24 protein-coding genes are annotated in these 23,223 nt (G+C 74.0%); 16 read left to right on the top strand and 8 right to left on the bottom strand.

The window, feature by feature from the left end; translation table 11 throughout:
* Positions 1-60 precede the first annotated feature (60 nt).
* Positions 61-2,892, top strand: a complete 2,832-nt coding sequence (locus tag Q3W71_RS15500; protein ID WP_302920021.1) for a M36 family metallopeptidase — start codon at positions 61-63, stop codon at positions 2,890-2,892.
* A 71-nt stretch (positions 2,893-2,963) separates the two neighbouring features.
* Here the strand turns inward: Q3W71_RS15500 and Q3W71_RS15495 are convergent, their stop codons facing one another.
* Entirely contained in the window at positions 2,964-3,815 is an 852-nt protein-coding gene (locus tag Q3W71_RS15495; protein ID WP_302920020.1) for a nuclear transport factor 2 family protein, read from the bottom strand.
* 58 nt (positions 3,816-3,873) lie between these two features.
* On the bottom strand, positions 3,874-4,875 hold the full coding sequence (locus Q3W71_RS15490; protein ID WP_302920425.1) for a sigma-70 family RNA polymerase sigma factor: 1,002 nt from the start codon (positions 4,873-4,875) through the stop codon (positions 3,874-3,876).
* Positions 4,876-5,402: 527 nt separating this feature from the next.
* Between Q3W71_RS15490 and Q3W71_RS15485 the strand changes: the two genes are divergently transcribed.
* A complete protein-coding gene (locus Q3W71_RS15485; RefSeq protein WP_302920019.1) occupies positions 5,403-6,392 on the top strand; it encodes a glycoside hydrolase family 11 protein in 990 nt (329 codons plus the stop codon).
* A gap of 87 nt (positions 6,393-6,479) precedes the next feature.
* On the opposite strand, the gene Q3W71_RS15480 is transcribed toward Q3W71_RS15485, so the two are convergent.
* Entirely contained in the window at positions 6,480-6,980 is a 501-nt protein-coding gene (locus Q3W71_RS15480; RefSeq protein WP_302920018.1) for a hypothetical protein, read from the bottom strand.
* Between the two features lie 222 nt (positions 6,981-7,202).
* Entirely contained in the window at positions 7,203-7,778 is a 576-nt protein-coding gene (locus Q3W71_RS15475) for a GNAT family N-acetyltransferase (protein WP_302920017.1), read from the bottom strand.
* Positions 7,779-7,855: 77 nt separating this feature from the next.
* Between Q3W71_RS15475 and Q3W71_RS15470 the strand changes: the two genes are divergently transcribed.
* Both Q3W71_RS15470 and Q3W71_RS15465 read left to right on the top strand, forming a co-directional pair.
* Complete coding sequence (locus Q3W71_RS15470; protein ID WP_302920016.1) at positions 7,856-8,449, top strand: TetR/AcrR family transcriptional regulator; 594 nt, start codon at positions 7,856-7,858, stop codon at positions 8,447-8,449.
* Between the two features lie 97 nt (positions 8,450-8,546).
* A complete protein-coding gene (locus tag Q3W71_RS15465; protein WP_302920015.1) occupies positions 8,547-9,647 on the top strand; it encodes an aromatic acid exporter family protein in 1,101 nt (366 codons plus the stop codon).
* 28 nt (positions 9,648-9,675) lie between these two features.
* Here Q3W71_RS15465 and Q3W71_RS15460 read toward each other — a convergent pair whose 3' ends face one another.
* On the bottom strand, positions 9,676-10,503 hold the full coding sequence (locus tag Q3W71_RS15460; protein ID WP_302920424.1) for a DUF72 domain-containing protein: 828 nt from the start codon (positions 10,501-10,503) through the stop codon (positions 9,676-9,678).
* A 299-nt stretch (positions 10,504-10,802) separates the two neighbouring features.
* Here Q3W71_RS15460 and Q3W71_RS15455 point away from each other — a divergent pair, with 299 nt between their 5' ends.
* From Q3W71_RS15455 to Q3W71_RS15430, 6 genes are all read left to right on the top strand, one after another.
* Complete coding sequence (locus tag Q3W71_RS15455; RefSeq protein ID WP_302920014.1) at positions 10,803-11,474, top strand: hypothetical protein; 672 nt, start codon at positions 10,803-10,805, stop codon at positions 11,472-11,474.
* A 6-nt stretch (positions 11,475-11,480) separates the two neighbouring features.
* Entirely contained in the window at positions 11,481-12,050 is a 570-nt protein-coding gene (locus tag Q3W71_RS15450) for a MauE/DoxX family redox-associated membrane protein (RefSeq protein WP_302920013.1), read from the top strand.
* On the top strand, positions 12,047-12,595 hold the full coding sequence (locus Q3W71_RS15445) for a hypothetical protein (RefSeq protein WP_302920012.1): 549 nt from the start codon (positions 12,047-12,049) through the stop codon (positions 12,593-12,595). Before Q3W71_RS15450 ends, Q3W71_RS15445 begins: the two co-directional genes overlap by 4 nt.
* Complete coding sequence (locus tag Q3W71_RS15440; protein ID WP_302920011.1) at positions 12,592-13,602, top strand: peptidoglycan-binding protein; 1,011 nt, start codon at positions 12,592-12,594, stop codon at positions 13,600-13,602. Before Q3W71_RS15445 ends, Q3W71_RS15440 begins: the two co-directional genes overlap by 4 nt.
* Positions 13,603-13,646: 44 nt before the next feature.
* Positions 13,647-13,775, top strand: a complete 129-nt coding sequence (locus Q3W71_RS15435) for a hypothetical protein (RefSeq protein WP_302920010.1) — start codon at positions 13,647-13,649, stop codon at positions 13,773-13,775.
* A gap of 78 nt (positions 13,776-13,853) precedes the next feature.
* Positions 13,854-14,360, top strand: coding sequence for a hypothetical protein (locus Q3W71_RS15430; RefSeq protein ID WP_302920009.1), 507 nt, complete (start codon positions 13,854-13,856; stop codon positions 14,358-14,360).
* A gap of 113 nt (positions 14,361-14,473) precedes the next feature.
* On the opposite strand, the gene Q3W71_RS15425 is transcribed toward Q3W71_RS15430, so the two are convergent.
* Entirely contained in the window at positions 14,474-16,165 is a 1,692-nt protein-coding gene (locus tag Q3W71_RS15425) for a glycoside hydrolase domain-containing protein (RefSeq protein WP_368050696.1), read from the bottom strand.
* A 122-nt stretch (positions 16,166-16,287) separates the two neighbouring features.
* Positions 16,288-16,587 carry a BON domain-containing protein gene (locus Q3W71_RS15420; RefSeq protein ID WP_302920008.1) on the bottom strand — a complete coding sequence of 100 codons (300 nt, stop codon included), beginning with the start codon at positions 16,585-16,587 and terminating at the stop codon, positions 16,288-16,290.
* Between the two features lie 345 nt (positions 16,588-16,932).
* Here Q3W71_RS15420 and Q3W71_RS15415 point away from each other — a divergent pair, with 345 nt between their 5' ends.
* The 6 genes from Q3W71_RS15415 (at position 16,933) to Q3W71_RS15390 (ending at position 22,976) form a co-directional block, all read left to right on the top strand.
* Positions 16,933-17,706: a (Fe-S)-binding protein gene (locus tag Q3W71_RS15415; RefSeq protein WP_302920423.1), complete on the top strand. Its 774-nt coding sequence runs from the start codon at positions 16,933-16,935 to the stop codon at positions 17,704-17,706.
* 17 nt (positions 17,707-17,723) lie between these two features.
* Positions 17,724-19,145 carry a LutB/LldF family L-lactate oxidation iron-sulfur protein gene (locus Q3W71_RS15410; RefSeq protein WP_302920422.1) on the top strand — a complete coding sequence of 474 codons (1,422 nt, stop codon included), beginning with the start codon at positions 17,724-17,726 and terminating at the stop codon, positions 19,143-19,145.
* The gene (locus Q3W71_RS15405; protein ID WP_302920007.1) at positions 19,142-19,756 is read left to right on the top strand and encodes an LUD domain-containing protein; all 615 of its coding nucleotides are present in this window, start codon (positions 19,142-19,144) and stop codon (positions 19,754-19,756) included. The genes Q3W71_RS15410 and Q3W71_RS15405 overlap by 4 nt, the downstream gene beginning before the upstream one ends.
* Before the next feature lie 72 nt (positions 19,757-19,828).
* Positions 19,829-20,458 carry a hypothetical protein gene (locus Q3W71_RS15400; RefSeq protein ID WP_302920006.1) on the top strand — a complete coding sequence of 210 codons (630 nt, stop codon included), beginning with the start codon at positions 19,829-19,831 and terminating at the stop codon, positions 20,456-20,458.
* A gap of 475 nt (positions 20,459-20,933) precedes the next feature.
* Positions 20,934-22,517 (top strand): DHA2 family efflux MFS transporter permease subunit, encoded by a 1,584-nt coding sequence (locus Q3W71_RS15395; RefSeq protein WP_302920005.1) that lies wholly within the window; start codon positions 20,934-20,936, stop codon positions 22,515-22,517.
* Between the two features lie 168 nt (positions 22,518-22,685).
* Positions 22,686-22,976, top strand: coding sequence for a GNAT family N-acetyltransferase (locus Q3W71_RS15390; RefSeq protein ID WP_302920004.1), 291 nt, complete (start codon positions 22,686-22,688; stop codon positions 22,974-22,976).
* A gap of 32 nt (positions 22,977-23,008) precedes the next feature.
* Here Q3W71_RS15390 and Q3W71_RS15385 read toward each other — a convergent pair whose 3' ends face one another.
* The gene (locus Q3W71_RS15385) at positions 23,009-23,179 is read right to left on the bottom strand and encodes a hypothetical protein (RefSeq protein WP_302920003.1); all 171 of its coding nucleotides are present in this window, start codon (positions 23,177-23,179) and stop codon (positions 23,009-23,011) included.
* Positions 23,180-23,223: the final 44 nt, after the last annotated feature.

Below are 23,223 nucleotides of genomic sequence, written 5' to 3'. Positions count from 1 at the left end.
GCCGCGGCGGTCGTGAGCCGGCGCTCAATGCTGTCTTTCCAACCCCCGAAGGGAGCAGCGGTGCCCCTCCGTTCCGGTCCATCGCGCGGTCGCCGAAACACCGCGATCCTGCTGTCCACGACCCTCGTCGCGGCCCTGACATCGCTCACCGCGACCCCCGCCGGCGCCGACCCGGACCAGGCCGAGCCAGCGAGGCCGGCCTTCCTCACCGGCCCCACCGACGGTGCCCCGACCGAGATCGCCATGGCCTACCTGCGGGCGCACCCGGCCGAGTACGGCGTGCGCGCCGGCGACCTCACCGACCTGGCGGTGGCCTCCAGCTACACCAGCCGGCACAACGGCGTCACCCACGTCAACCTGGCCCAGCGCTACCAGGATCTGGAGGTCTTCGGCGCCACCGCCACTGTCAACGTGGCCCGCGACGGCAGCGTCGTCTTCGTCGGCGACAGCCTGGTCACCGGCCTGTCCGACAACCCCTCCGGGACCGCGTTCCTGGATCCGGTCGAGGCGGTGGCCGCGGCGGCCGACGGCCTCGACCTCGCCGACCCGGCCAACGCGCGGGTGATGAGCCGCGCCGGTGGCCCGGCCCGGCGCACCGTCGTCTCCGGCGGCGGCATCTCCGACCAACCCATCCCCGCCCGGCTGGGCTGGCAGCCCACCGCCGACGGGCTGCGGCTGGCCTGGCAGCTGGTGATCGACGACGCCACCGACGTGCACCTGTGGAACGCCACCGTGGACGCCGAGACCGGCGAACTGCTGGGCGCCGACGACTGGACCCACCAGGACGCCCCGGCCGACCTCGCCGCCACCCTGGGCCGCCGGGAGGCCCCGGCCACGACTATCGCCACCACGAGCATCCCGGCCGCCCGGGTCAGCCCGCCGAACCCGGTGGCGGACGGATCGAGCTACCGCGTCTTCGAGTTCCCGAAGGGGGACCCGAACGACGGCCCGCAGACCGTGGTGACCAACCCGGCGGACGGCACCGCGTCGCCGTACGGCTGGCACGACACCGACGGCGCCCCGGGCGCCGAGCACACCACCACCCGGGGCAACAACGCGCACGCCTACACCGACCGGGACGCCAACAACCAGGTCGACCCGGGCAGCTCCGCCGACGGCGGCGCCACCCTGACCTTCAACTTCCCGGCCGACCTCAACGAACACCCGCAGACCTACCGGCAGGCCGCGGTGGTGAACCAGTTCTACTGGTGCAACATGGTCCACGACCTGACCTACCGGTACGGCTTCGACGAGGCGTCCGGGAACTTCCAGGTCAACAACTACGGCCGCGGCGGCACCGGCGGCGACGACGTGCAGTGCGAGGCGCACGACGGGTCCGGCCAGAACAACGCCAACTTCTCCACCCCGGCGCTGGACGGCGGCCGCCCGCGCATGCAGATGTTCCTCTGGCCGGGCAACCAGTTCGGCCTGCCGAACGCGGTGACGATCGACGCCGGTTCCGCCGCCGGCACCTACGAGGCGGAGTACGCGCGGTTCACCCCCGTGCCCACCAGCGCCGGCTTCACCGGCCAGCTGGTACCGGCCGACGACGGCGTCGGAACCACCGGTGACGGGTGCACCGCCTACACCCTGCCGGCCGGGGCGATCGCCGTCGTCGACCGGAGCAGCGCGTGCAACTACCACACCCAGGTGGTCAACGCCGAGGCCGCGGGCGCCACCGCGGTGGTGGTGGTCAACAACGTCGCCACCGCGCCGGTGGTGATGAGCGGCTCGATGAACCCGGCGGTCGGCATTCCGGCGGTCATGGTGAGCCAGGCCGACGGCACCGGCATCAAGGCGGGACTGCCGGCCACCGGCCGGGTGCACCGCAACCTGGCCCGCCCGGCGATGCGGGACGCCTCGTTCCGCTCGGAAACGATCTTCCACGAGTACGGCCACGGGGTCTCCAACCGGCTGACCGGTGGCCCGACGGTCAACTGCCTCACCGGCAACGAGCAGATGGGGGAGGGCTGGAGCGACTTCCTCGCGATCGTCTCGCTGCTCAACCCGGCGATCGACGATCCGGAGCAGGCGCGCGGCTACGGCCAGTACGCGCTGTTCCAGGACAGCCGGGTGGGCGGCGGGATCCGGCCCCGGCCGTACTCGCGGAACATGGAGATCCAGCCGTTCACCTACGACAGCATCAAGACCGGCGGCTGGCTGGACGGCACCTCGCTGGCCGCACCGCACGGCATCGGCCACGGCTGGGCCGCGATGCTGTGGGACCTGACCTGGAACCTCGTCGACCGGCACGGGTTCAACCCGAACGTCTACGAACCCTGGCACACCGGCGGCAACAACCTCGCCCTGCAACTGGTCATCGACGGCCTCAAGATGCAGGGCTGCGGCCCCGGCTTCGTGGTCGGCCGCGACGCCATCATCGCCGCCGACGCCGCCCTCACCGGTGGCGAGAACGCCTGCACCATCTGGGCCTCCTTCGCCCGCCGCGGTCTGGGCCACAGCGCCGTCCAGGGCACCACCAACCGGGACGACAACACCGAGGCGTTCGACACCCACCCGTCCTGCCGCGGTGACTTCCTCGACCGGGCCGCACAACCGGCTCTCAACACCGTCGTCGCCGGCGACGCCGTACCGATGCGGTTCAAGCTCGCCGCCAACCGGGGCCTGGACATCCTGGCCAGCGGCTCGCCCTACTCCCGGCTGGTCGACTGCGACACGCTCCGCACCGTCGGCCCGGACGGCGCCGTCACCCCCCGACCGACGCCGGTCGCCGCCCGCAACCCCGGCGGGTCGGCGATGTCGGTCAACGCCAACGGCCAGTACAACTACCCGTGGAAGACCGACCCGTCCTGGGCCGGCACCTGCCGCGAGTTCGTCCTCACCCTCGACAACGGATTCCAGTACCGCGCCTACTTCGCGTTCACCGGCTGAGCCGTAGCGGCGGCACCAGCCGGCCCCCGGAGGGAGCGCCCGACCACGGGCGCTCCCTCCGGCACGCGCGCTCACGGCGCCAGGTCGGTCCGCGCCACGCCGCTGGCCGGGTCGTACGGGTAGGAGAGGTGCTGGTGCACCATCAGCCAGGCGCCGTCGCGCCGGGCGAAGACCCGCGTGCCGCGGGACCAACTGTCCACGGCCGGGCCGGCGGCCGGCCGCAGCTCGACGCGGTTGAGACCCCAGGCGACGGCGAGGTCACCGTCGACCAGGATCGCCAGGTCGGGCACGTCCCAGCGGACGGCACCGTCGCCGGCGGCGTCGAGGCCGGCGGCGCAGACCTCGCGGACGGCCTGGACGCCGACGTACCGCAGGGGCTGCTCGTGCTCGTACGAGACGACGTCGTCGGCGATGGCGGCCATCAGGGCGTCCAGGTCCTTCGCGGCGGTGCCGTCGAACCACCGCTGGTGGAGCCGACGCAGCTCCCGCTCGGCGGCGGCGCGCGGGCCGGCCGGGCCGGCGGTCGAGTCGACGCTCGGGAAGGAGTGGTGCTCGTGGCTGACGACCCACCGGCCCGCCCGCCTGCGCAGCCCGAGCGTCAGCCGCAGCCGGTTGTCGGGAGCGGCGGCGAGGTCGGCCGGGGTGCCGCAGCGCAGCAGGGCGTACGCGAAGGCGACCTCGTCGCCGGCGGTGACATCCAGCTCCTCGATCTCGAAGGAGGCGCCCTGGGCCTGCCACCGGAAGAACGGCGGCCAGGTCTGCCGGTACCCGTCGAGGCCACGCACGCCCTCGTAGGGCGGCGGCACGTCGAACATCACGATGTCCTCGTCGTGGTCGGCGAGCACCGTGGCGAGGTCGCCGCGGTGGACCGCGCCGGCCCACCGCTCGATCAGGGTGCGGATCTCTTCCTCGTTCGTCGGCATCGTCGGCCCTTCCGGTCGGTGTGTCCGTCAGGACTACAACCCCGGCCGGGGCGGAAAGTCATCGCGCGCCGGCGACCTCCTCGCCGGGCAGCTCCGCCGGCAGGCCGTGGGCGGGCAGGTGGGCGTCGAGGAACGAGACCACCTCGGCCACCCGCCGGCCGCGCAGGACGAGCAGGTCCAGCCCGGCCGGAAGGTACGCGCCCCGGTCGTCGTCCCACAGGTACGTACCGAACGCGAGCTGCCCGTTCGCCCGGGCGGGCAGGAACCGCCAGCGGTGCCGGCCGGCCGCGTCGAGCAGGAAGCCGCGGATCCCGTCGCGCCCCTGGTACCAGGCGCGCAGCGGCGGCATCGAGTACCGCGCGTCCTCGGTCAGCATCGCCACGATCGCGTCGACGTCGCTGGTCTCCCACGCGGCCACGTACCGCTGGACCAGCTCCCGCCGGGCCGCGTCGCCGAGGGTGTCGAGGGTCTGCTGCTGGCTGGCCTCGGGAAGCAGGTCGGCCAGCACCCGGCGGGCGCGCTGTAGCGCGCTGTTGACCCCGGCGACGGTGGTGTCCAGCAGATCGGCGGCCTCGCTGGCCCGGTAGCCGAGGACGTCGCGCAGCAGCAGGGCGGCGCGCTGCCGGGGCGAGAGGTGCTGCAGGGCGGCGACGAAGGCCAGCTCGACGCTCTCCCGCGCGACCACCTGGGCCTCCGGGGTCAGCCGCGCGGTCCAACCCATCAACCGATCCGGGTACGGTTCCAGCCACGCCGCCTCCGCCAGGGGCGCGCCCTCCGGGCTGAGGTCGGTGGGCAGTTCCCGCCGCCCCCGGCGCTCGATCAGGGTGAGCGACCGGTTCGTCGCGATCTTGTACAGCCACGGCCGGATCGCCCCGTCGTCGGCCAACCGGTCGAGGCTGCGCCAGGCCCGGTCCAGGGTGTCCTGGACGGCGTCCTCGGCGTCGTGCACCGAGCCCAGCATCCGGTAGCAGTGCGCGCGTAGCTCGTCGCGCAGCGGGCCGACCAGCCGGCCGAAGGCGTCCCCGTCACCGGCCCGGGCCGCGGCCAGCGACTCCGCCACCGCCGACCCGTCCGGCGGACCGGGCCGGTACCCACGATCCTCGACCTCGCCCACCACCGCACGCTAGCGCGGCCGGACCGGTCGTGGCACGGGGGAGTACCGGTCACCATCGATCCGGAAGACTTCCAAAACTTCCGGTAGCTCGGCCTCGTGGTGATCGCCGAACCTGGCGTTCCACTGTGCGTCGCCGTCGGGCGACGCCGCATGGTGCCGCTTCTACCAGGGAGGATACCGTTCAGACGCTTGCCGAGCCTCAGGAGAGCCTCCGAAACATTTCCGAGAAATGTTGACACCCCTGCGGCGCCGAATCGATACTGTCGCCATCGATAGACCTCGACATCTGTCGATCCGGGTCACCCAACACGACCTGGTCCGCCGGTCGTCGACCGCACGGCGACCGGTCAACCCCCACCACGTCGTACGACGTCGACGCGCGGTGGCCGCCGCCCCGACCGCCGGCCGCCGCGCCCGGGTCGTACCAGGCTGCCTGGCCTCCCCGCCAGCCACCACGAGGAGGAAGCACGCTCATGAACGACGTCCCCGTCCGACCGCCGCAACACCGCCGAGGCCGCCTCAGAATGCTAGTCGGCGGTGCCTGCACCGTGGCGCTCGTCGTGGCCACCACGATGCTGCCCACCGCCGCCAGCGCGGCCGTGACCTCGAACCAGACCGGCACCCACAACGGCTACTTCTACTCGTTCTGGACCGACAGCGCCGGAACCGTGTCGATGGAACTGGGCTCCGGCGGCAACTACAGCACCTCCTGGCGCAACACCGGCAACTTCGTCGCCGGCAAGGGCTGGAGCACCGGAGGCCGCCGGAGCGTGACCTACTCGGGCAGCTTCAACCCGTCCGGCAACGCCTACCTGACGCTCTACGGGTGGACCCGGAACCCGCTGGTCGAGTACTACGTCGTGGACAACTGGGGCACCTACCGGCCGACCGGCACCTACAAGGGCACCGTGACCAGCGACGGTGGCACGTACGACATCTACCAGACGACCCGGTACAACGCCCCGTCCATCGAGGGCACCAGGACCTTCAACCAGTACTGGAGCGTGCGGCAGTCCAAGCGCACCGGTGGCACCATCACCTCCGGCAACCACTTCGACGCCTGGGCCAGCAAGGGCATGGCCCTGGGCAGTCACGACTACATGATCCTGGCGACCGAGGGATACCAGAGCAGCGGCAGCTCCAACATCACGCTGGGCGGCTCCGGCGGCGGTGGTGGAGGCGGCGGTGGCGGTGGCGGTGGTTGCACCGCGACACTGTCGGCCGGTCAGCAGTGGAGCGACCGGTACAACCTCAACGTCTCGGTCTCCGGCTCCAGCACCTGGACCGTGACGATGAACGTCCCGTCCCCGGCCAAGATCATCGCCACCTGGAACGTCAACGCCAGCTACCCGACCGCCCAGCAACTGGTCGCCACGCCGAACGGCAGCGGCAACAACTGGGGCGTGACCATCCAGCACAACGGCAACTACACCTGGCCGACGGTCTCCTGCGGCACGGGCTGACCCCGAGCCGCACCATCGCCCGGTGGCGCGCCGGACCGCGATCCGGCGCGCCACCGACGGTGCGGCCGCCATCGACGGTGAGTGCCGTCAGGTCCCCGACGTGAGCATGGTGACCTCCATGATCAGCACGCCGGTCGCGGCGACGGCGGCGAGGCAGTGGACGAGCGCGTCGGTCGGCGTCTCCTCCTTGCCGAACACCTTGCCCAGTGCCAGCAGGATCGTCATGACGGCGGCGAACGGGCCAGCGACAGAGATGACGACGAGAACGGTCTCGTACAGGTTTTCGGCTGTGTGGTCGAGGCCCAGCGCCGCGACTCGGGGTGCGGTGTAGATCGCCATGACCCCGAGGACGATGGTGACCACGCCGGCGCGCAGCACGTCGTCCACGGGGACGGCTGGCTTCGCCGCTTCTGTGTGGTTCCCGGACTGCCGGCGTCCCTGGGACACCTGGATCACCGCCGCCGTGCTCTGCACCAGCGCCGCCACGATCACCAGCCACTGCACCCAGGACGCGTCCGGCGACACCCTCGACCTCCCCGTCGGCGGACCGATGCCCGTCGTCGATCCGATGTGGACATCCTCGGGCATGGCGTCACGGTCCTGCTCGCCCGTGCTCACCGGCTCGGGCCGTGCATTCGGGACCCGGAGACCGGGCACGCCCCGTCTCCGGAGGTGGTCTACCGGTCCGCGAAGCCGCCGGCGGGTCGCGAGGCCCGCACCGGCACGACGTACCGGCTGCCGTTGAGGGCAGTGGCGGCTCGGCCCCTCACCGCCGCCCGAGGCGGGACTCGCGCGGGTTGCGTCCACCCGTCACGGGTGGTCCGGCGGTAGCTCCAGGGTCCAGGTCTGGCCGGTCAGCTCCCGGCCGAAGCTGTGGTGCCGGTGCTCGTCCACGAGCCGGAAGCCGGCGGCCTGGTAGATGCGCCGTGCCGCGGTCAGGACGTCGTTGGTCCACAGCACCAGCCGGCGGTAGCCGGCGGCCCGGGCGAAGTCGACGCAGGTGCTCACCAGGCTCGTGCCCAGGCCGTGCCCGCGCGCGGCCGGGTCGACCAGCAGGATGCGCAGCTTCGCCGTGTCCTCCGGCGCGTCCGGTCCGTCGGCGGCGACGCAGAACACGCACCCGACCCGTTTCCCGCCGAGTTCGGCGATCCAGCCGGCCTCCCGTACCGGATCGTGGCGGTCGGCGTAGTCGGCGACGATCCGGGCGACCAGCGCCTCGAAGGAGACGTCCCACCCGAACTCCCGCGCGTACAGCTCGCCGTGGGCCATCACCACCCAGCCCAGGTCGCCCGGCTGGTCCGCGCGGCGAATGCGGAGCTGATTCCGGCCGTCACCCGAGCGATCGCCCGGGGACGTGGCGGGAACCGGCTGGACCGGCACCGACATGGCTGCCTCCTCGACGCCGGCCGCCCGATCGCGGGCGGCACTGACACGACTGTTTCAGTATGGCAGCATGAGGAACCATGTCCACCGCCGATGCGCCGGAACGCGGCGAGGCGAACCCGTCGGCGCGCCACGTCGAGCTGCGGGAGGCCGCCTACCGGTACGTCCTCGATCACGGCCTGGGGGACATGTCGCTGCGTCCGCTGGCCACGGCGATCGGCTCCAGCCCCCGGGTGCTGCTGTACCTGTTCGGCAGCAAGGACGGCCTGGTCCGCGCCCTGCTCGCCCGCGCCCGCACCGACGAGCTGCGCCTGCTGCGCGGCCTCGACGAATCCGGGGAGGCGCCCGGCGACCTGCGGACGGTCGCCGGACGACTGTGGGCCTGGCTCGCCGCCCCGCAGCACCGGTCCCTGCTGGTGCTCTGGGTGGAGGCGTACGCCCGGTGCCTGGTCGAACCGGACGGCCCCTGGGCGGACTTCGCCCGGGCCACCGTGCACGACTGGCTCGACGTGCTCGCCCGCGCGCAGCCCGCCGCGCGGCGGGACACCGCGGCCGGCGCGGCGGAGCGCAGCGCGGTCCTCGCCGTCCTGCGCGGAGCGCTGCTCGACCTGCTCGCCACCGGCGACGTCGAGCGCACCACGGCCGCCGTCCGGCACGCGCTGGACCAGCGCTGACTCGTCCGGGGGGACTCTCCGGCCGCCGGCGCTCAGATCGGGAATCCGGATCACCCGGGCATCGCCGGCGTACCAGGATGTCATCGGGGGGTGAGACGTGCGGAGCCGGGACCGGGATGTGCGGCGGCTGGGCCGGGAGGCGTACGAGCGGCTCCGCACCTACGCCATCGTCGCGGTCCAGGCCGGGGTGGCGGCCGGGCTCTCCTGGTTCGTCGCGGCCGACGTGCTGCACAACTCGCAGGCGCTGTTCGCGCCGGCGGCGGCGATCGGCACCATCGCCGCCGCCCTCGGCAACCGGATCAGGCGGGCGGCGGAGCTCGTCGCCGGGGTGATCGTCGGGGTGCTGACCGGGCAGCTGATCATCGAGGTGATCGGGACCGGGCCGATCCAGACCGGCCTGATCGTGGCGTTCGCCATCTCGTCGGCGGCGGTGATCCGCGGCAACGGCGCCGTCATGGTGCACGCCGGCAGCACGGCCGTGCTGTTGGGCACGCTGTCCGCCGAACAGTCGCACCTGGCGGTGGCCCGGACCGTCAACGGGTTGATCGGCGGGGTGACGGCGATCGCCGTGGCGCTGCTGCTCATGCCGGCCAACCCGGTACGTGTCGTGCACCGGGCCGCCGGTCCGACGCTGGACATCTTCGCGCGCGACCTCACCGCTGTCGCCGAGGCGCTGGAGCAGCGTGACGTCCACCAGGCGGAGAGTGCCTCCGAGCACCTGGTCGCGGCGGAGGAGGAGCGGAACGCGACGCTCGAGATGATCGCCGCGGCCGCGGAGATCGCGGTGCTCTCGCCGTGGCGGTGGCGTCGACTGACCGTCCTGCGCCGTTACCAGCACGCCGCCGAGCACCTGCAACGCGCCTACGCCAACAGCCGGGAGATGGCACATTGGATCGTGTCGACGCTGCGGCAGCGGGAGCCGGTGCCGGCCAGCCTGCCCGCCGCCATCGAGCACCTCGGCCAGGCGGTGCGGCTGCTGCACCGCGATTTCCTCGCCGGCCGGGAGCCCGACCTCGCGCGCGCCCGGGCGCGGCAGGCGGTCGCGGACGTCGACCAGGCCTGCGCCGAGGACCTGCGGTTCTGCGGAAAGGTCCTGGTCACGCGACTCCGCCTGGTCATCAGCGAGGTGCTCCAGGCATCCGGCGTGCCGAAGGCGGAGGCGAACCAGCAGGTGGGGTTGGCGGCGGAGGCGAGCTGATCTCCCGATCGGCGGCGCGCCGCCCGGCTCAGAACAGCGTCGACGGCCCGACCGGGACCGGCTCGGGCAGCGGCGCCAGCTCGGGCAGGCGGGCCCGGACCTGGTCGTGGAAGCCGCGGGCCAGCTCGGGCGCGGCGGCGTTGTCCGGCGTGTGCACGAACACGGTCGGCGAGCGGCCCTCCCGCAGCCAGCCGGTCACCACGTCGAGCCACGGCCGCCAGCCCTCGATTGTCCGCGCGGGGTCGTCCCGGCCCAGGTACCGGACGATCGGCCGGTCGGTCAGCGCGCGGGTGCGCAGCGCCGTCCGCCGCTTGCGGGTCCACGCCTCCCGCTCCGCGTCACTGGTCGGCGGGGTGCGGAAGAAAGCGGTGGTGTCGAAGGGGATCCACTCCGCGCCGACCGTGGCGAGCGCCGCCTCCAGCGTCCGGGCCGCCCCGGCGTCGTCGAAGAACGCGGGGTGGCGGACCTCCACGGCGTACCGGTGGTCGGTGGGCAGCCCGCGCAGGAAACGGGCGAGCGAGGATACGTCGGCCGGGCCGAACGAGCCCGGCAGCTGGATCCAGAGCGCGTGCGTCCGGGGCCCGAGGGGTTCGACCGCGTGCAGGAAGGCGCGGAGTTCCTCGTCGGCGCCGGTCAGCCGGCGTTCGTGCGTCACCGTCCTCGGCAGCTTGAGCACGAACCGGAAGTCGGGCTCGGTCTGTCCGGCCCACGACGCCACCGTCTCCCGGGCCGGGGTCGCGTAGAAGGTGGTGTTCCCCTCGACCGAGTTGCACCAGCCGGCGTAGGCGCGCAGCCGCTCGTGGGCCGGCAGCGGGTGCGGCAGGTACCGCCCCGGCCAGGACCTGTGCGTCCACATCGCGCACCCCACGTGCAGCCGCATCCGATCTCCCCTCGACGCGCACCTGGCGCGGGACGGACCCGCGCCGACCGCACGGTATCCGGCCGGCCGGCCGCCCCGGCCGCCGGCTCCGCGCCCACCGGCCGGGCGGCCGCCACCGTCGCGCCCGTGCCCGATCCGGCGCCGCGACGGATCGCCGGCGGATCGGGCTTGTGGCGGCGTCGATGGACGCGGATACTCTGAGGCCACCACGTGCCGTACCCACGGGGGAGGTGGTGGGCGTGGCAGCCGCGGAGGTCTCTGTCACACACCGCGCGATGGACGGCCGGCGATTCCAGCTCACCGGCCCGCTCGACCTCAGCGCGCCGTTCACCTCGGTGGTCGAGGTGACCGTCGCCGGCCGGCTGCACGAGTTCACCGCCGGTTCGGTCGGCCTCGCCGACGACCTGGCGGCGGAGCTCGGCGTCACCGACTTCGACGAGGAACTCGCCTACCAGGGCGGCACCCTGCTGACCGCGCGGGTGCGGTCGCACGACCCGCAGATCCGGCTCGACGAGGAGCGGCTGGTGGCGGCCTGGCGCGGGCGCCGGTACTGCTTCCTCACCCAGCTGTACGGCGGCTCCACCGCCGACCTGCTCGCGGTGCTGCGGACCCTGCGGATCACCGAGCACGACGACGGCCTGACGGTGCGCCCCCAGCCCAGGGCGGGCAGCCGGTACGCGGCGCCGGCAACCGTGCTCAAGCAGGTGCCCGGCCTCGGCCTGCTGGACATGACGCCGCTGACCGCGGAACGGACCCGACAGCTGCCGTCGTGGCGGGGGCTGGCGACGGGCGCGGGCGAACTCTTCCGGGACACGCTGTCGGACGGCAAGCCCTACTTCGTGCTCGCCGCCGCGGACGCCTGGGTGACCGTGCTGCCCCTCGCCGACACCGTGGTCGACCGGGTACCGGACCTGGTCAGCCGGTTACGCGTGCAGCTGGGCGGGTGAGGCGACGTGACGGCCCTGGTCGCCGGCGTCGGGGCGTACACCGTGCTGCTCACCCTGCTGGTCGCCGGCGGTGAGCACCTGACGCGGCCGGCCGTGCTGTCGGCGGCGCTGGCCGCCCAGCGGGTGGTGCCCGCGCCGTCCGCCGTCGCGGCGGCGGTCATCGCGGCCGAGGGCCTGCTCGGCGTGGCCGGGGTCGTCGCGCTGCTCCGCGACGACGGCGGCCGGCTGCTCGGCCCGGTCCTCGCCGGCAGCGCCGCCCTCCTCGCCACGTACGCGGGCTACGGCTGGTACCTGCGGTCGACCGGACGGTCCGTCCCCTGTGGCTGCTCGCGGGTGGAGCTGCCGATGACCGGCTGGGTGGTGGCGCGCGCGGCCGTCCTCGCCGGGCTGGCGCTGACCGGGTCGCTGCTGTCCGGCGCGGTGGCGCCGCTGGCGCGCCCGGGCACCGAGCTGCTGGTCGTGCTGCTCGCCGCGGCCACGTTCACCGCGCTGCTGGCCCACCTGCCCGCCGCCATGCACGACCCGACCCCGGACCGGCCGCCCGCGCGGGTGGGACGAGGAGGCGTACCCGGATGAGTTTCCAGACCAGCGCGCTGATCCTGAGCTGGATCGCGATCCTGCTGCTGGCCCTCGTGGTGTCCGGCCTGGTCCGGCAGGTGCACGCGCTGAGCAACGGCGCCGCCGGCCGTCCCGGGTCGGTCGGGCTGCGGCCCGGGTCGGCGGCGCCCGGGTTCCGCGATCTGGCGCCGCCGTCCCCGGCCACCCTGGTCCTGCTCTTCCTGGACAGCGGCTGCGCCACCTGCCACCACCTGCTGGACGAGGTCGCCGAACGGGCAGCGCCCACCGACGTCGTGCTGCGGGTGCTCTACCGGCACGCCGCCCCGGCCGCCGCGACCGACCTGCCGGTCACCGTCCACACCGAGCAGGCCGAGCTGTTCGACCGGTACGACGCGATCGCCACCCCGTTCGCGGTCGTGGTCGACCCGACCGGGCGGGTCCGGCGATCCGAGCCGGTGGGCTCCCGGGCGGCGCTGCGACACCTGCTCGACCAGGTCGACCAGCCGTCCGGCACCGAATCCGGGCCGGCCGTCCACCAGATCCAGCGGGGAGGTGCGCGATGATCACTCTCGACGCGGTGCCGGCGCTGCGCGGCACCGATCCGGGTACCGGCGCCGCGCCCCGGCGCCGCCCGGCGGCGAGCCGGACCGGCAGCCGCCTCGGCACGTCCTGGGCGCTGTCCCGCCGCACGCTGCTCCAGGCCGGCACGGCGGTGGGGATGGCCGCGCTCAGCGTCTTCCCGGCCGCCCGCCGCGCCTACGCCGACGGGTACGACATCTACGGCAGCTGCCCGTCGTACGCCGCCGACCAGAACTGTTCCCCCGGCTGCGGGCCGAGCCCGATCTTCGCCGCGGCCTGCAACACCAGCGGCACGTACGCCGGTTTCCACCGCAACGACGGCACCACCTGGAAACTGCGGCCGAACCAGTGCTACGCCGGCACGTACGACGGTTGGCTGTGGCGCTACCAGGGCGCCTGCGGCGCCTGCGCCTGCTCGGTGGAGCGCCGCTGCCACGACGGGTACCGGATGACCAGCTCTGGCTGGGTCAGGTCGATCTGCCGGTGGAACACCGACTGCGGGTGCCTCAGCACGGTCGCCTGGCCCAGCACCCGCCGCGGCCAGTCCGGCCCGAACGTCTACACCGTGCAACACCTGCTGAAGGCGCGGGGCCACGCGGTCACCGTGGACGGGGTCTTCGGCAGCGGCACCGAGAGCCGGGTGAAGCAGTTCCAGACGGCCAACGGCCTCACGGCCAGCGGCGTGGTCGACGCCGGGACCTGGCCGCTGCTGGTGTTCACCGTGTCGAGCCGGGGGATCACGGTCCGCAAGACGGTCGGCACCGGCGGCCGGCCCGGCTCGGTGGTCGTCGCGCACTACCCGTACAGCGGTGACGTGGTCCGCGCCGTGCAGCGGCAACTGAACAGGCACGCGCACGGGCTGACCGTCGACGGGGTCTTCGGGTCGGCGACCGACGCGGCGGTCCGCGACTTCCAGCGGCAGAACGGGCTCACCGTCGACGGCGTCGTCGGCGAGAGCACCTGGCGCACGCTGACCGGCGGGGCGGTGTGACCGGTCCGCCGCCCGTACGACGGGTTCCGCCGCTGCGGCGCTGGGTGACGGACCCGCTCGGGCCCGTCCCGCTGCTCACCGCCGGCGCGGTCGTCGCCGCCGCGTACGGGCACGTGCTCACCTGGGCGGTGCTCGGCGGGCTGGCCGGCTACACCCTCTCCGGCTCGGTCTGAACCCGCAACAGCGCGTACGCGCTGGGCTCGCCCGGGCGGCGGGATCGGAATCCACAGGGCGCGCTGCTCGCCCTGTTCGTGGTCGGGCTGCTCGGCGGCGGCCTGCTCAGCGGGGTGGTGCTCGGGCTGCTCTCCGGGCTGTCGGCACCGCTGCCGGCGCCCTGGCGGTACGCGGCCATCGTGGCGGTGGCGGTGCTGGGCCTGCTCCGGGAGACCCGGGTGCTGACCGTCCCGTTGCCACAGAACGCCCGCCAGGTGCCGCAGGACGTGCTGCGCCGCAACCCGCGGCGGGGTGCGCTGCGGTTCGGCTTCGAGCTCGGCACCGGGGTGCGGACCTACGTCTCGGCCACCGCCCCGTACGTGCTCGCGGCCGCGGTGCTGCTCGGCGGCCAGCGCCTGCTGGTCGCGGTGCTGGCCGGGGTCGGCTTCGGCGCCGGACGGGCCGCCACCCCGCTGCTGCGCCGCGCCTCCGGGGCCGTGGCGGGCTGGGACGCGGACCTGCGGACCCGACTTCGCCCGATCACCGTCACCGGCTGCGCCGCCTTCGTCGCCGCGTTCGGACTGCTCCTGCTGCACCAGGTGTAGCCGCCGGCCGCTGCCCGGCCCCAGTCGGCGCGGGCCGCCGGCGGGTGGCCGGCGCCGACCGGCGGCAGGTCCTCCCAACCCGCCGGCGGCCGGCCCGGCCGTCCGTTCGCCGGTCAGACCCGGGTGATCCGGACCGCGTCGGCGATGACGTAGCCGGTGCCGCTGGTCCACCGGCTCACGCCCACCTTGTCACCGTCGCCCCCGGCCAGGGTGAACACGCCCAGGGACACCCACTGGCCGCCGCCCTGCCGCTGGTTCACCCGCACCGTCTGGTTGCCGGCGGTGGCGGCCACGAGGTACGGGGTCGAGTCGTTGTAGCCGGCGTCGGCCGGATACCAGACCTCGACCTGGTAGCTGCCGGTCTCCGGCAGGTTCGCCCGGTACCAGGCGACGTCGCTGGCCGGGGTCGGCGCGGCGAACCGGTAGTCGGTGCCGAACCGCTGGCCGGAGTACGTCGAGGTGCCCCAGTTCGCGCTCGCGGTGAACCGTCCGGTGGTGGTGTTGTCGAGCGTGACGCTGAAGTCCTGCGGCGGCGGGGTGGTGCCGGTCGACACGTCGAGGTAGTCCCGGTCGATGTAGATCCGTACGCCGCCCCAGGTCTCGTAGCTGTCCCCGGTGTACTGGTGGATGCGCTGGTGGTTGGCGTAGTACCCGTCCGGGCAGTAGTCGCCGGCGTCGGTGTCCGCCACGCCGTTCCACCAGCCGAAGAAGAGGTGGTCGACCCGGGTGTAGCGGGTGTCGTGGTAGGCGCCGCAGAGGTCGCGGACGCCGGAGGAGCCGCTGGAGTACATGCCCGAGAGGTAGCCGAGCGTGTGCAGCCGCTCGGTCCAACCGGACAGGTACGACAGCACCGCCGCCTTGCACGCCTCGCTCGACGGGTAGTGCTCGATGTCGTTGTAGATCACGCTGCCGGCGGGGATGCCCAGCGCCTGGGCCGCGTTCACCGCGCTGGTCGCCCGGCTCGCCCCCTCGGACCGGGCCGTGGCCGGGTCGTAGGACATCTTCGGCGTACGGGTGCCGCACGGCGCCTGCTTGTCGAGCTCGATGGGGATGAGGCGCCAGCCGTTGTTGGTCTGGTTGGTCACCCAGGTCGCGGTGAGGTTGGGCTGGGCGCAGGAACGGCTGGAGCCGCTGATGTAGATGCCGACGGCGCGGTAGGGCGAGGAGGCGCGCCAGGTGTTCATCGTCGCCTGCGACGGGGCGGTGCAGGTGTCGAAGCCCTTGCCGAGGTAGGTGCCGGGCTGCGGGCCGGCCGCCGCCAACGGCGCCACCGCGGCCGGCTCCGCGGCGGCGCGGACGGCGTCCAGGGACACCGGCGTGGCGTCCGGACCGAGGCGGGCGGCGGCCAGCATCCGGCGGACCGCCGGCTCGGTCTCGGGCGTGTGGAACGCGGTGACGAGCACGCCGGCGTCGCGCACCGCGAGCCGGATGGATCCGTCGCGGGACACCAGGGGAGCCACGGTGGCCCGGCCGCTGGGCGCCACGGCGGTCTCCGCGGTGAGCTGTTCGGCGGTGACGGCGTCGATCGGCTCGACGAGCAGCCCCGCCGTACGCCCGGCCGGTCCGTCCGGACACCAGGGCTCGGCGCCCGGGTGTCCGAGGTAGACCGTGGGCCGGTCGAACCGGACGCACGCGTGGGGGTCGGTGGACAGGTCGACGACCCGCCAGTCGGCGGGTACCGGCACCCGGTAGCCGCGATAGCTGACGGTCCGGTCGTCGGTGGGCGTCGCCCAGGTCGGGGTGGCCGCCACCGTCAGGCCGACGAGGGCGGCGGTGAGGCTGGCCATGATCCTTCGAGTTCTCATCGGAGCCTCTCTGCGGGAAAATCCTTCGCGCACATTCGCGGTCGTGGCAAATTCCTACCATCCCCGGAGGATCAGCGCTAGAGACAGGCGTCGATGGGATCAGGCGTCGTGCGCGGGGGCCGTCACGGGCCCGCCGCGCGGCCGCCGCGCCGGACGGAGATCCGCAGCGCGTTGCACACGTCGAAGACGCCCGGCACGTCCCACGCCAGCTCGCCGGCGACCTGGCGGACGTGGGGGTCGGCCACGGTCCCGCTGAGAATCACCACCCGGTTCTGCACGGCGACCGCGATCTGCTGCCGGCGGGTGGTCCAGTCGGCGCTGAGCCGCTGCGCCACCAGGGCGGCCAGCCGCAGGTCCGGGGTCTGCTCCGGCTCGACCGGATGGAACGAGGGGTCGTCGGGAATCGGCCAGGGCAGCACCATCGATCCTCCGTGGCGTCGGCGGGTGGACGGGTCGGCGACGGCTGGCCGGGCCCGTCCGCACCGCCGGCCGGTCCGGCCGGCGCGGGCTCGCGCGTCGCGTTCGACTACCACGGTGGGCGAGGTACGTGGAGGCGATCACGCGGTTTCACGACAGTTGTGTGACAAACCCGAGGTGGGTCGCGCCCGAGGTCAGGGTGGGCGGCCGCGGCGTTGCGGACGGGTTGGTGATCTGGTCGAATGATCTCGGCGGCGGTCCCCGGGATCCGGCCCCGACGGAGTCCGACGAGCCGCGAGCCGTGCGTACGGGCGCCGCCGGTGTCCGTCCGGGGCGATGGGCGGGTGACGATGCGGGTCGCGCTGATGGTGACGTGCCTGGCCGACACGCTGTTCCCCGCCGCGGCCACGGCCACCGTGCGGCTGCTCGAGCGGCTCGGCCACGAGGTGGTCTTCCCGGCGAAGCAGACCTGCTGCGGGCAGATGCACGTCAACACCGGCTACCTGGCCGACGCGCTGCCGTTGGTGCGGCGCCACGTGCGCACGTTCGACCCGTACGACGTGGTGGTGGCGCCGTCGGGCTCGTGCGTCGGGTCGGTGCGGCACCAGCACGCCATGGTGGCCCGGCGGGCCGGCGACGAACGACTGGCCAGCCGGGCGGAGTCGGTGGCCCGGCGTACCCACGAGCTGTCGGAGTTCCTGGTCGACGTGCTCGGGGTGACCGACGTGGGCGCGTACTACCCGCACCGGGTGACCTACCACCCGACGTGCCACTCGCTGCGGATGCTGCGGGTGGGGGACCGGCCGCTGCGGCTGCTGCGGCAGGTCCGCGGGCTGGACCTGGTGGAGCTGCCGCAGGCCGAGCAGTGCTGCGGCTTCGGCGGCACCTTCGCGGTCAAGAACGCGGACACCTCGACCGCGATGCTCGCCGACAAGCTGCGCCACGTCCTCGCCACCGGGGCCGAGGTCTGCACCGCCGGGGACTCCTCGTGCCTGATGCACATCGGCGGCGGGCTGTCCCGGCTGCGGGCCGGCGTCCGCACGGTGCACCTGGCGGAGATCCTCGCCGCGACCGAGGAGACCGGCGCCGCCGCCGACCCGACCCGGACGGCGGCACGGGCGTGAGCCGGACCTTCCTCGGCATGCCGGCCACCGCACCACGGGGCGTCGGTCACCTGCGCGGCGACGAGCCGTTCCCGGCCGCGGCCCGGCGCGCGCTGGCCGACCCGCAGCTGCGCCGCAACCTCGGGCACGCCACCACCACCATCCGGGCCAGGTCGGGCGCGGTCATCCGCGAACTGCCCGACTGGGAGCAGTTGCGCGCCGCCGGCTCGGCGATCAAGGCCGACGTGCTGGCCCGCCTGCCGGAACTGCTCGAACAGTTGGAGGCGGCGGTCACCGCCGCCGGCGGGACGGTGCACTGGGCCGCCGACGCGGTCGAGGCCAACCGGATCGTCACCGACCTGGTGGCGGCGACCGGCAGCGACCGGGTCATGAAGGTCAAGTCGATGGCCACCCAGGAGATCGGGCTGAACGAGGCGCTGGCCGCCGCCGGGATCACCGCCGTGGAGACCGACCTCGCCGAGCTGATCGTGCAACTGGGGGAGGACCGGCCGAGCCACATCCTGGTGCCGGCCATCCACCGCAACCGGGCCGAGATCCGGGAGATCTTCCTGCGCGCGATGCCCGGCGTCGACCCGGCGCTGACCGACGAGCCGGCCGCGCTGGCCGCCGCGGCCCGCCGCTACCTGCGCCAGACCTTCCTCACCACCCCGGTCGCCGTCTCCGGTGCCAACTTCGCCGTGGCCGAGACCGGCACCATCGCGGTCGTGGAGTCCGAGGGCAACGGGCGGATGTGCCTCACCCTGCCGGAGACCCTGATCACCGTGATGGGCGTCGAGAAGGTCGTCCCCACCTGGCGGGACCTGGAGGTCTTCCTGCAACTGCTGCCCCGGGCGTCGACCGGGGAGCGGATGAACCCGTACACCTCGATGTGGACCGGGGTCACCCCCGGCGACGGCCCGCGGGCGTTCCACCTGGTGCTGCTCGACAACGGGCGCAGCGCGGTGCTCGCCGACCGGGTGGGCCGGCAGGCATTGCACTGCATCCGCTGCTCCGCGTGCCTCAACGTCTGCCCGGTCTACGAGCGCACCGGCGGGCACGCCTACGGCTCGGTCTATCCCGGCCCGATCGGCGCGGTGCTGTCGCCCCAGCTCACCGGCGTCGAGGACAACGCCTCCCTGCCGTACGCCTCGTCACTCTGCGGCGCCTGCTACGACGCCTGCCCCGTGAAGATCAACATTCCGGAGCTGCTGGTCCACCTGCGGGCCGCACACGTCGCCGCCCGGCGCCGGCCGACCGCCGAGTCCGTCGCGATGGCCGCCGCCGCGTACGCCATGGACCACCCGGCGTGGTACGCGGCCGTCCAGCGCGCCGCGCGGCTCACCCGCCTGGCCGGCCGGCGCGGTCGCGGGCTGCCCCCGCCGCTGTCCGGCTGGACCATCGGCCGGGACCTGCCGGAACCGCCCGCGCAGTCGTTCCGGGACTGGTGGGCGCGGCGATGAGCTCCCGGGACCTGGTCCTCGGCCGGCTGCGGGCCGCCCTCGGCCCCGACCCCGCCGCCCCCGCCGACGTGCCGCGCGACTACCGGCCGGCCGGCGGGCCCGCCGACGTCGACCTGCTGGCGCGCCGGCTGACCGACTACCGGGCCACCGTGCACCGGTGCGCCGACGGCGAGGTGGCGCGGGTGGTCGACGAGGTCCTCGGCGGCCGGCGGGTGGTGGTCCCGCCGGGCCTGCCCCGGCGGTGGCTGCCGGGCACGGTCGAGGCGGTGACCGACGACCGGCTCGGCAGCGCCCGGCTCGCCGCCGTCGACGGGGTGGTCACCGCCGCCGCCGTGGCCGTCGCCGAGACCGGCACGATCGTCCTCGACGGCGCGCCCGACCAGGGCCGGCGGATCATCACGCTCCTGCCCGACGTGCACGTCTGCGTGCTCCGCGCCGACCAGGTGGTCGCCGGGCTGCCGGACGCCGTCGCCCGGCTCGACCCGCGCCGGCCGCTGACCTGGATCAGCGGGCCCTCCGCCACCAGCGACATCGAACTCGACCGGGTGGAGGGCGTGCACGGCCCCCGGCACCTGCACGTGGTCATCCTGCCGCCCGGCCCGCCGTCCTAGCCGGCTCGTCGGTCCCGGACCGGCGGTGGCGCCGTCGACCGCCGGGCCGGGCCGACCGCTACGATCTTGCCCATGGCGTTGCTGCACCGGGCGGACCTGCGCCCCTCGAAGCTGGAACTGCTGGCGGCGTGGCTGCCGGGACGCGACTGGTTCCACGGGGAGCCGGGCGCCGACCTGGTACGGGTGGCCAGCTACCGGTTCGACGACCCGGCCGGCGAGGTGGGCATCGAGACGATGCTGGTGCGGGCCGGGGACGGCCCGGTCCACCAGGTGCCGCTCACCTACCGCGGGGCGCCCCTGGCCGGCGCCGAGCGCTGGCTCGTCGGCACCACCGAGCACTCGGTGCTCGGCCCGCGCTGGGTGTACGACGCCGCCGGCGACCCGGTCTACGCGGCGGCGCTGGCCGACGCCGTCCTCGCCGGCACCGGCCAGGCCGAGGAGTACTTCGAGGTCGACGGCCGCCGGGAGCCCCGTGAGGCGAGCATGGTGATCGGCACGAGCGGCGCCCCGGTCGCGGTGCCCGCCGTGGGGACGGTCCGCGACGTCGTGGCCGGCGACCCGACGGTCATCGTCACCGACGCCGTCGAACTCGCCGTGCTGCGTCGGCTCGGCGCGGCCGGGCAGCGCGGCGGCACCGCGCTGACCGGTACCTGGAGCGGGCAGCCCACCCCGCTGCCGCTGGCGTACGCCTCGGTGCGCTGACGCCACCCGCGGCCCGCCGTCGCGGCGGGTCGGCCAGCGAGGCCGCTCGGCTCAGGTGACCACCGCCGGGCTGGCCGCCGGCATCGACGCCACCCGGCTCGCGGGGCCGGTGCGGCATGTGGCTGCGGACACGCGGTGACCTCGGTCACGGGCTCCTCGGCGAGCCCGGCCCGGACCCGCGCCGACGAGCGGACACCCGGGTCGGCGTCGGTCGATGCGTCGCCGCCGACCGCGCCGGTCAGCGGCGTGGACGGGGCCGCCCGGGCCCGGTCGGTGGTCGTCCCGCCCTGGGCCGTTCGGTGGGGCCGGGCGGGAGTGACGTCGGCCTCGACCGCCGGAAACTCGGAAGCCGTTTGTCGGTGCGGCTCGTTAGTCTGCCTGCCGGACATCGCTCCGTCCGTCACACCGCGCGCGCCACACCGGCCCGGCGCCCGGCCGGCCGCCGCCGGCCCTCAACGGGGATTCAGGAGACTTCGTGACACAGCAAACCATCGCGACCTCGGACAAGCTCGACGCCGCGGTCCTCAAGGTGGCCGGGGTGGTCGTGCTCGGCGCGATCATGTCGATCCTCGACGTGACAGTCGTCAGCGTCGCCCTGCCGACCTTCCAGCGCGAGTTCAACGCGTCCTACGCCGACGTCGCCTGGACCATGACCGCCTACACCCTCGCGCTGGCCACGGTGATCCCGCTGAGCGGCTGGGCCGCCGACCGGTTCGGCACCAAGCGGCTCTACATGATCGCGCTGGCGCTGTTCACCATCGGGTCGGGGCTCTGCGCCACCGCCGACACGATCGGGCAGCTGATCGGCTACCGGGTGCTCCAGGGTCTCGGCGGCGGCATGCTGATGCCGCTGGGCATGACGATCATGACCCGGGCCGCCGGCCCGCACCGGATCGGCCGGCTGATGGCCGTCCTCGGCATCCCGATGCTGCTCGGCCCCATCTGCGGCCCGATCCTCGGCGGCTGGCTCATCGACACCGCGAGCTGGCACTGGATCTTCCTGATCAACCTGCCCATCGGCGTCATCGGCCTCATCTACGCCCAGCTGGCGCTGCCGAAGGACAACCCCGAGCCGTCCGAGTCGTTCGACTTCGTCGGCATGCTGATGCTCTCGCCGGGTCTCGCGCTGTTCCTCTACGGCGTCTCCACGCTGCCCGACGCCGGCACCTTCAGCGACACCGAGGTGTGGGCGCCCATGCTGGTCGGCGGCGCGCTCGTCGTGGCGTTCGTGCTCTACTCCTTCAAGCCGAAGCACCCGCTGCTCGACCTGCGGCTGTTCGCCAACCGCAACCTGACCGTCGCGACCGTGGCGCTGTTCGTGTTCATCATCGCGTTCATGGGCGCCGGCCTGCTGTTCCCGAGTTACTTCCTGCAGATCCGCGGCGAGTCGACCCTGGCCGCCGGCCTGCTGATGGCGCCGCAGGGGCTCGGCGCCATGGTGACCATGCCGATCGCCGGCACGCTGGCCGACCGGGTGCCCGTCGGTCGTACGGTGCCGTTCGCGCTCGCGCTCATCGCCGCCGGCTTCTTCGCCTTCACCCAGGTGGACACGGACACGTCCTACTGGCTGCTCTGCGGGTCGCTGTTCGTGATGGGTCTGGGCATGGGCGGCACCATGATGCCGATCATGACCTCGGCGCTGAAGACGCTGAACGCCCAGGATGTGGCCCGCGGTTCCACCCTGGTCAACATCCTCCAGCAGATCGGTGGCTCGGTCGGCGCCGCGGTGATGTCGGTGATCCTCACCAACGAGCTGAACGGCTCCCCGGTGATCCCGGGGGTCACCGACCCGAAGGGCGAGCCGGTGACCGAGGCCAGCCTCGCCATCGGCGTCCAGCAGCAGCCGGAGCTGCTCCAGCAGTTCCCGGTCGACCCGTCGCTGCTCCAGCGCGGCCTCGACTTCGCCGCCAGCTCCTTCGCCAGCACCTTCTGGGTGGCGTTCGTGCTGGTGCTGCTCACGTTCGGCGCGGTCGCGTTCCTGCCGCGCCGGCGGGAGCCGTCGCACCTGCTCGACGGCGAGCAGGGCGACGAGACCCGGACGCCCGTCGTCATCCACTGACCCACCGTCGGGCCGTCGGGGCACATCCCCGGCGGCCCGACCGGGTCGGTGGGCGGCGCGCGCGGCCCGGGTTCGACCGCCGGCCCGCGGCGCAGGCGCCCAGCCGGCGACGCCGGCCCCCGAGGGCCACCCGGGCGGCCGTGATTGGATGGCGGAATGCAGTTCACCGTGACAGACGTGCCGGAGCGGGAGCGTTTCGAGGCGCGGGACGAGGCCGGGGCGCTGGCCGGCCTGGTCACCTACCAGCTCAGCGGTGCCATCATCGCCTACACGCACACCGAGGTCGACCCGGCGTTCGAGGGCCAGGGCGTCGGATCGACCCTGGCCCGCGCGGTGATGGACGACGCCCGGGCGAAGGGGCGCACGGTCGTGCCGATCTGCCCGTTCCTCAGCGAATGGCTCGGCAAGCACCCCGAGTACGACGGCATCGTGGCCCGCTCGACCCGCAAGGTGAGGTAGCCCCGGCGGCCGAGCCGCGGGTGGCTCCGGGCTCAGCGCACCGAGAAGCCCGCCGGCAGGCCCCGCCGGCCGGTGGCGGCGAGCAGCAGCGGCCCCGCGACGCCGTCGGTGACGGTGAGGTCGGTGACCACCCGCGGCGCCTGTGCCGCGGCGGTCGCCGGCTGGCGGTCGACCTTCCGCAGGCGGGTTCGGTGGTGGGCCACGCGGCCGACCTTCGGGGAGGCAGCGGGGACGTCGTGGTGAGCCA

It is taken from the genome of Micromonospora sp. C28SCA-DRY-2 (genome assembly GCF_030519475.1).
Lineage (GTDB): Bacteria > Actinomycetota > Actinomycetes > Mycobacteriales > Micromonosporaceae > Micromonospora.
Note: the sequence above shows the minus strand (reverse complement) of the source record. Positions and strands in the feature narration are given on the sequence as shown.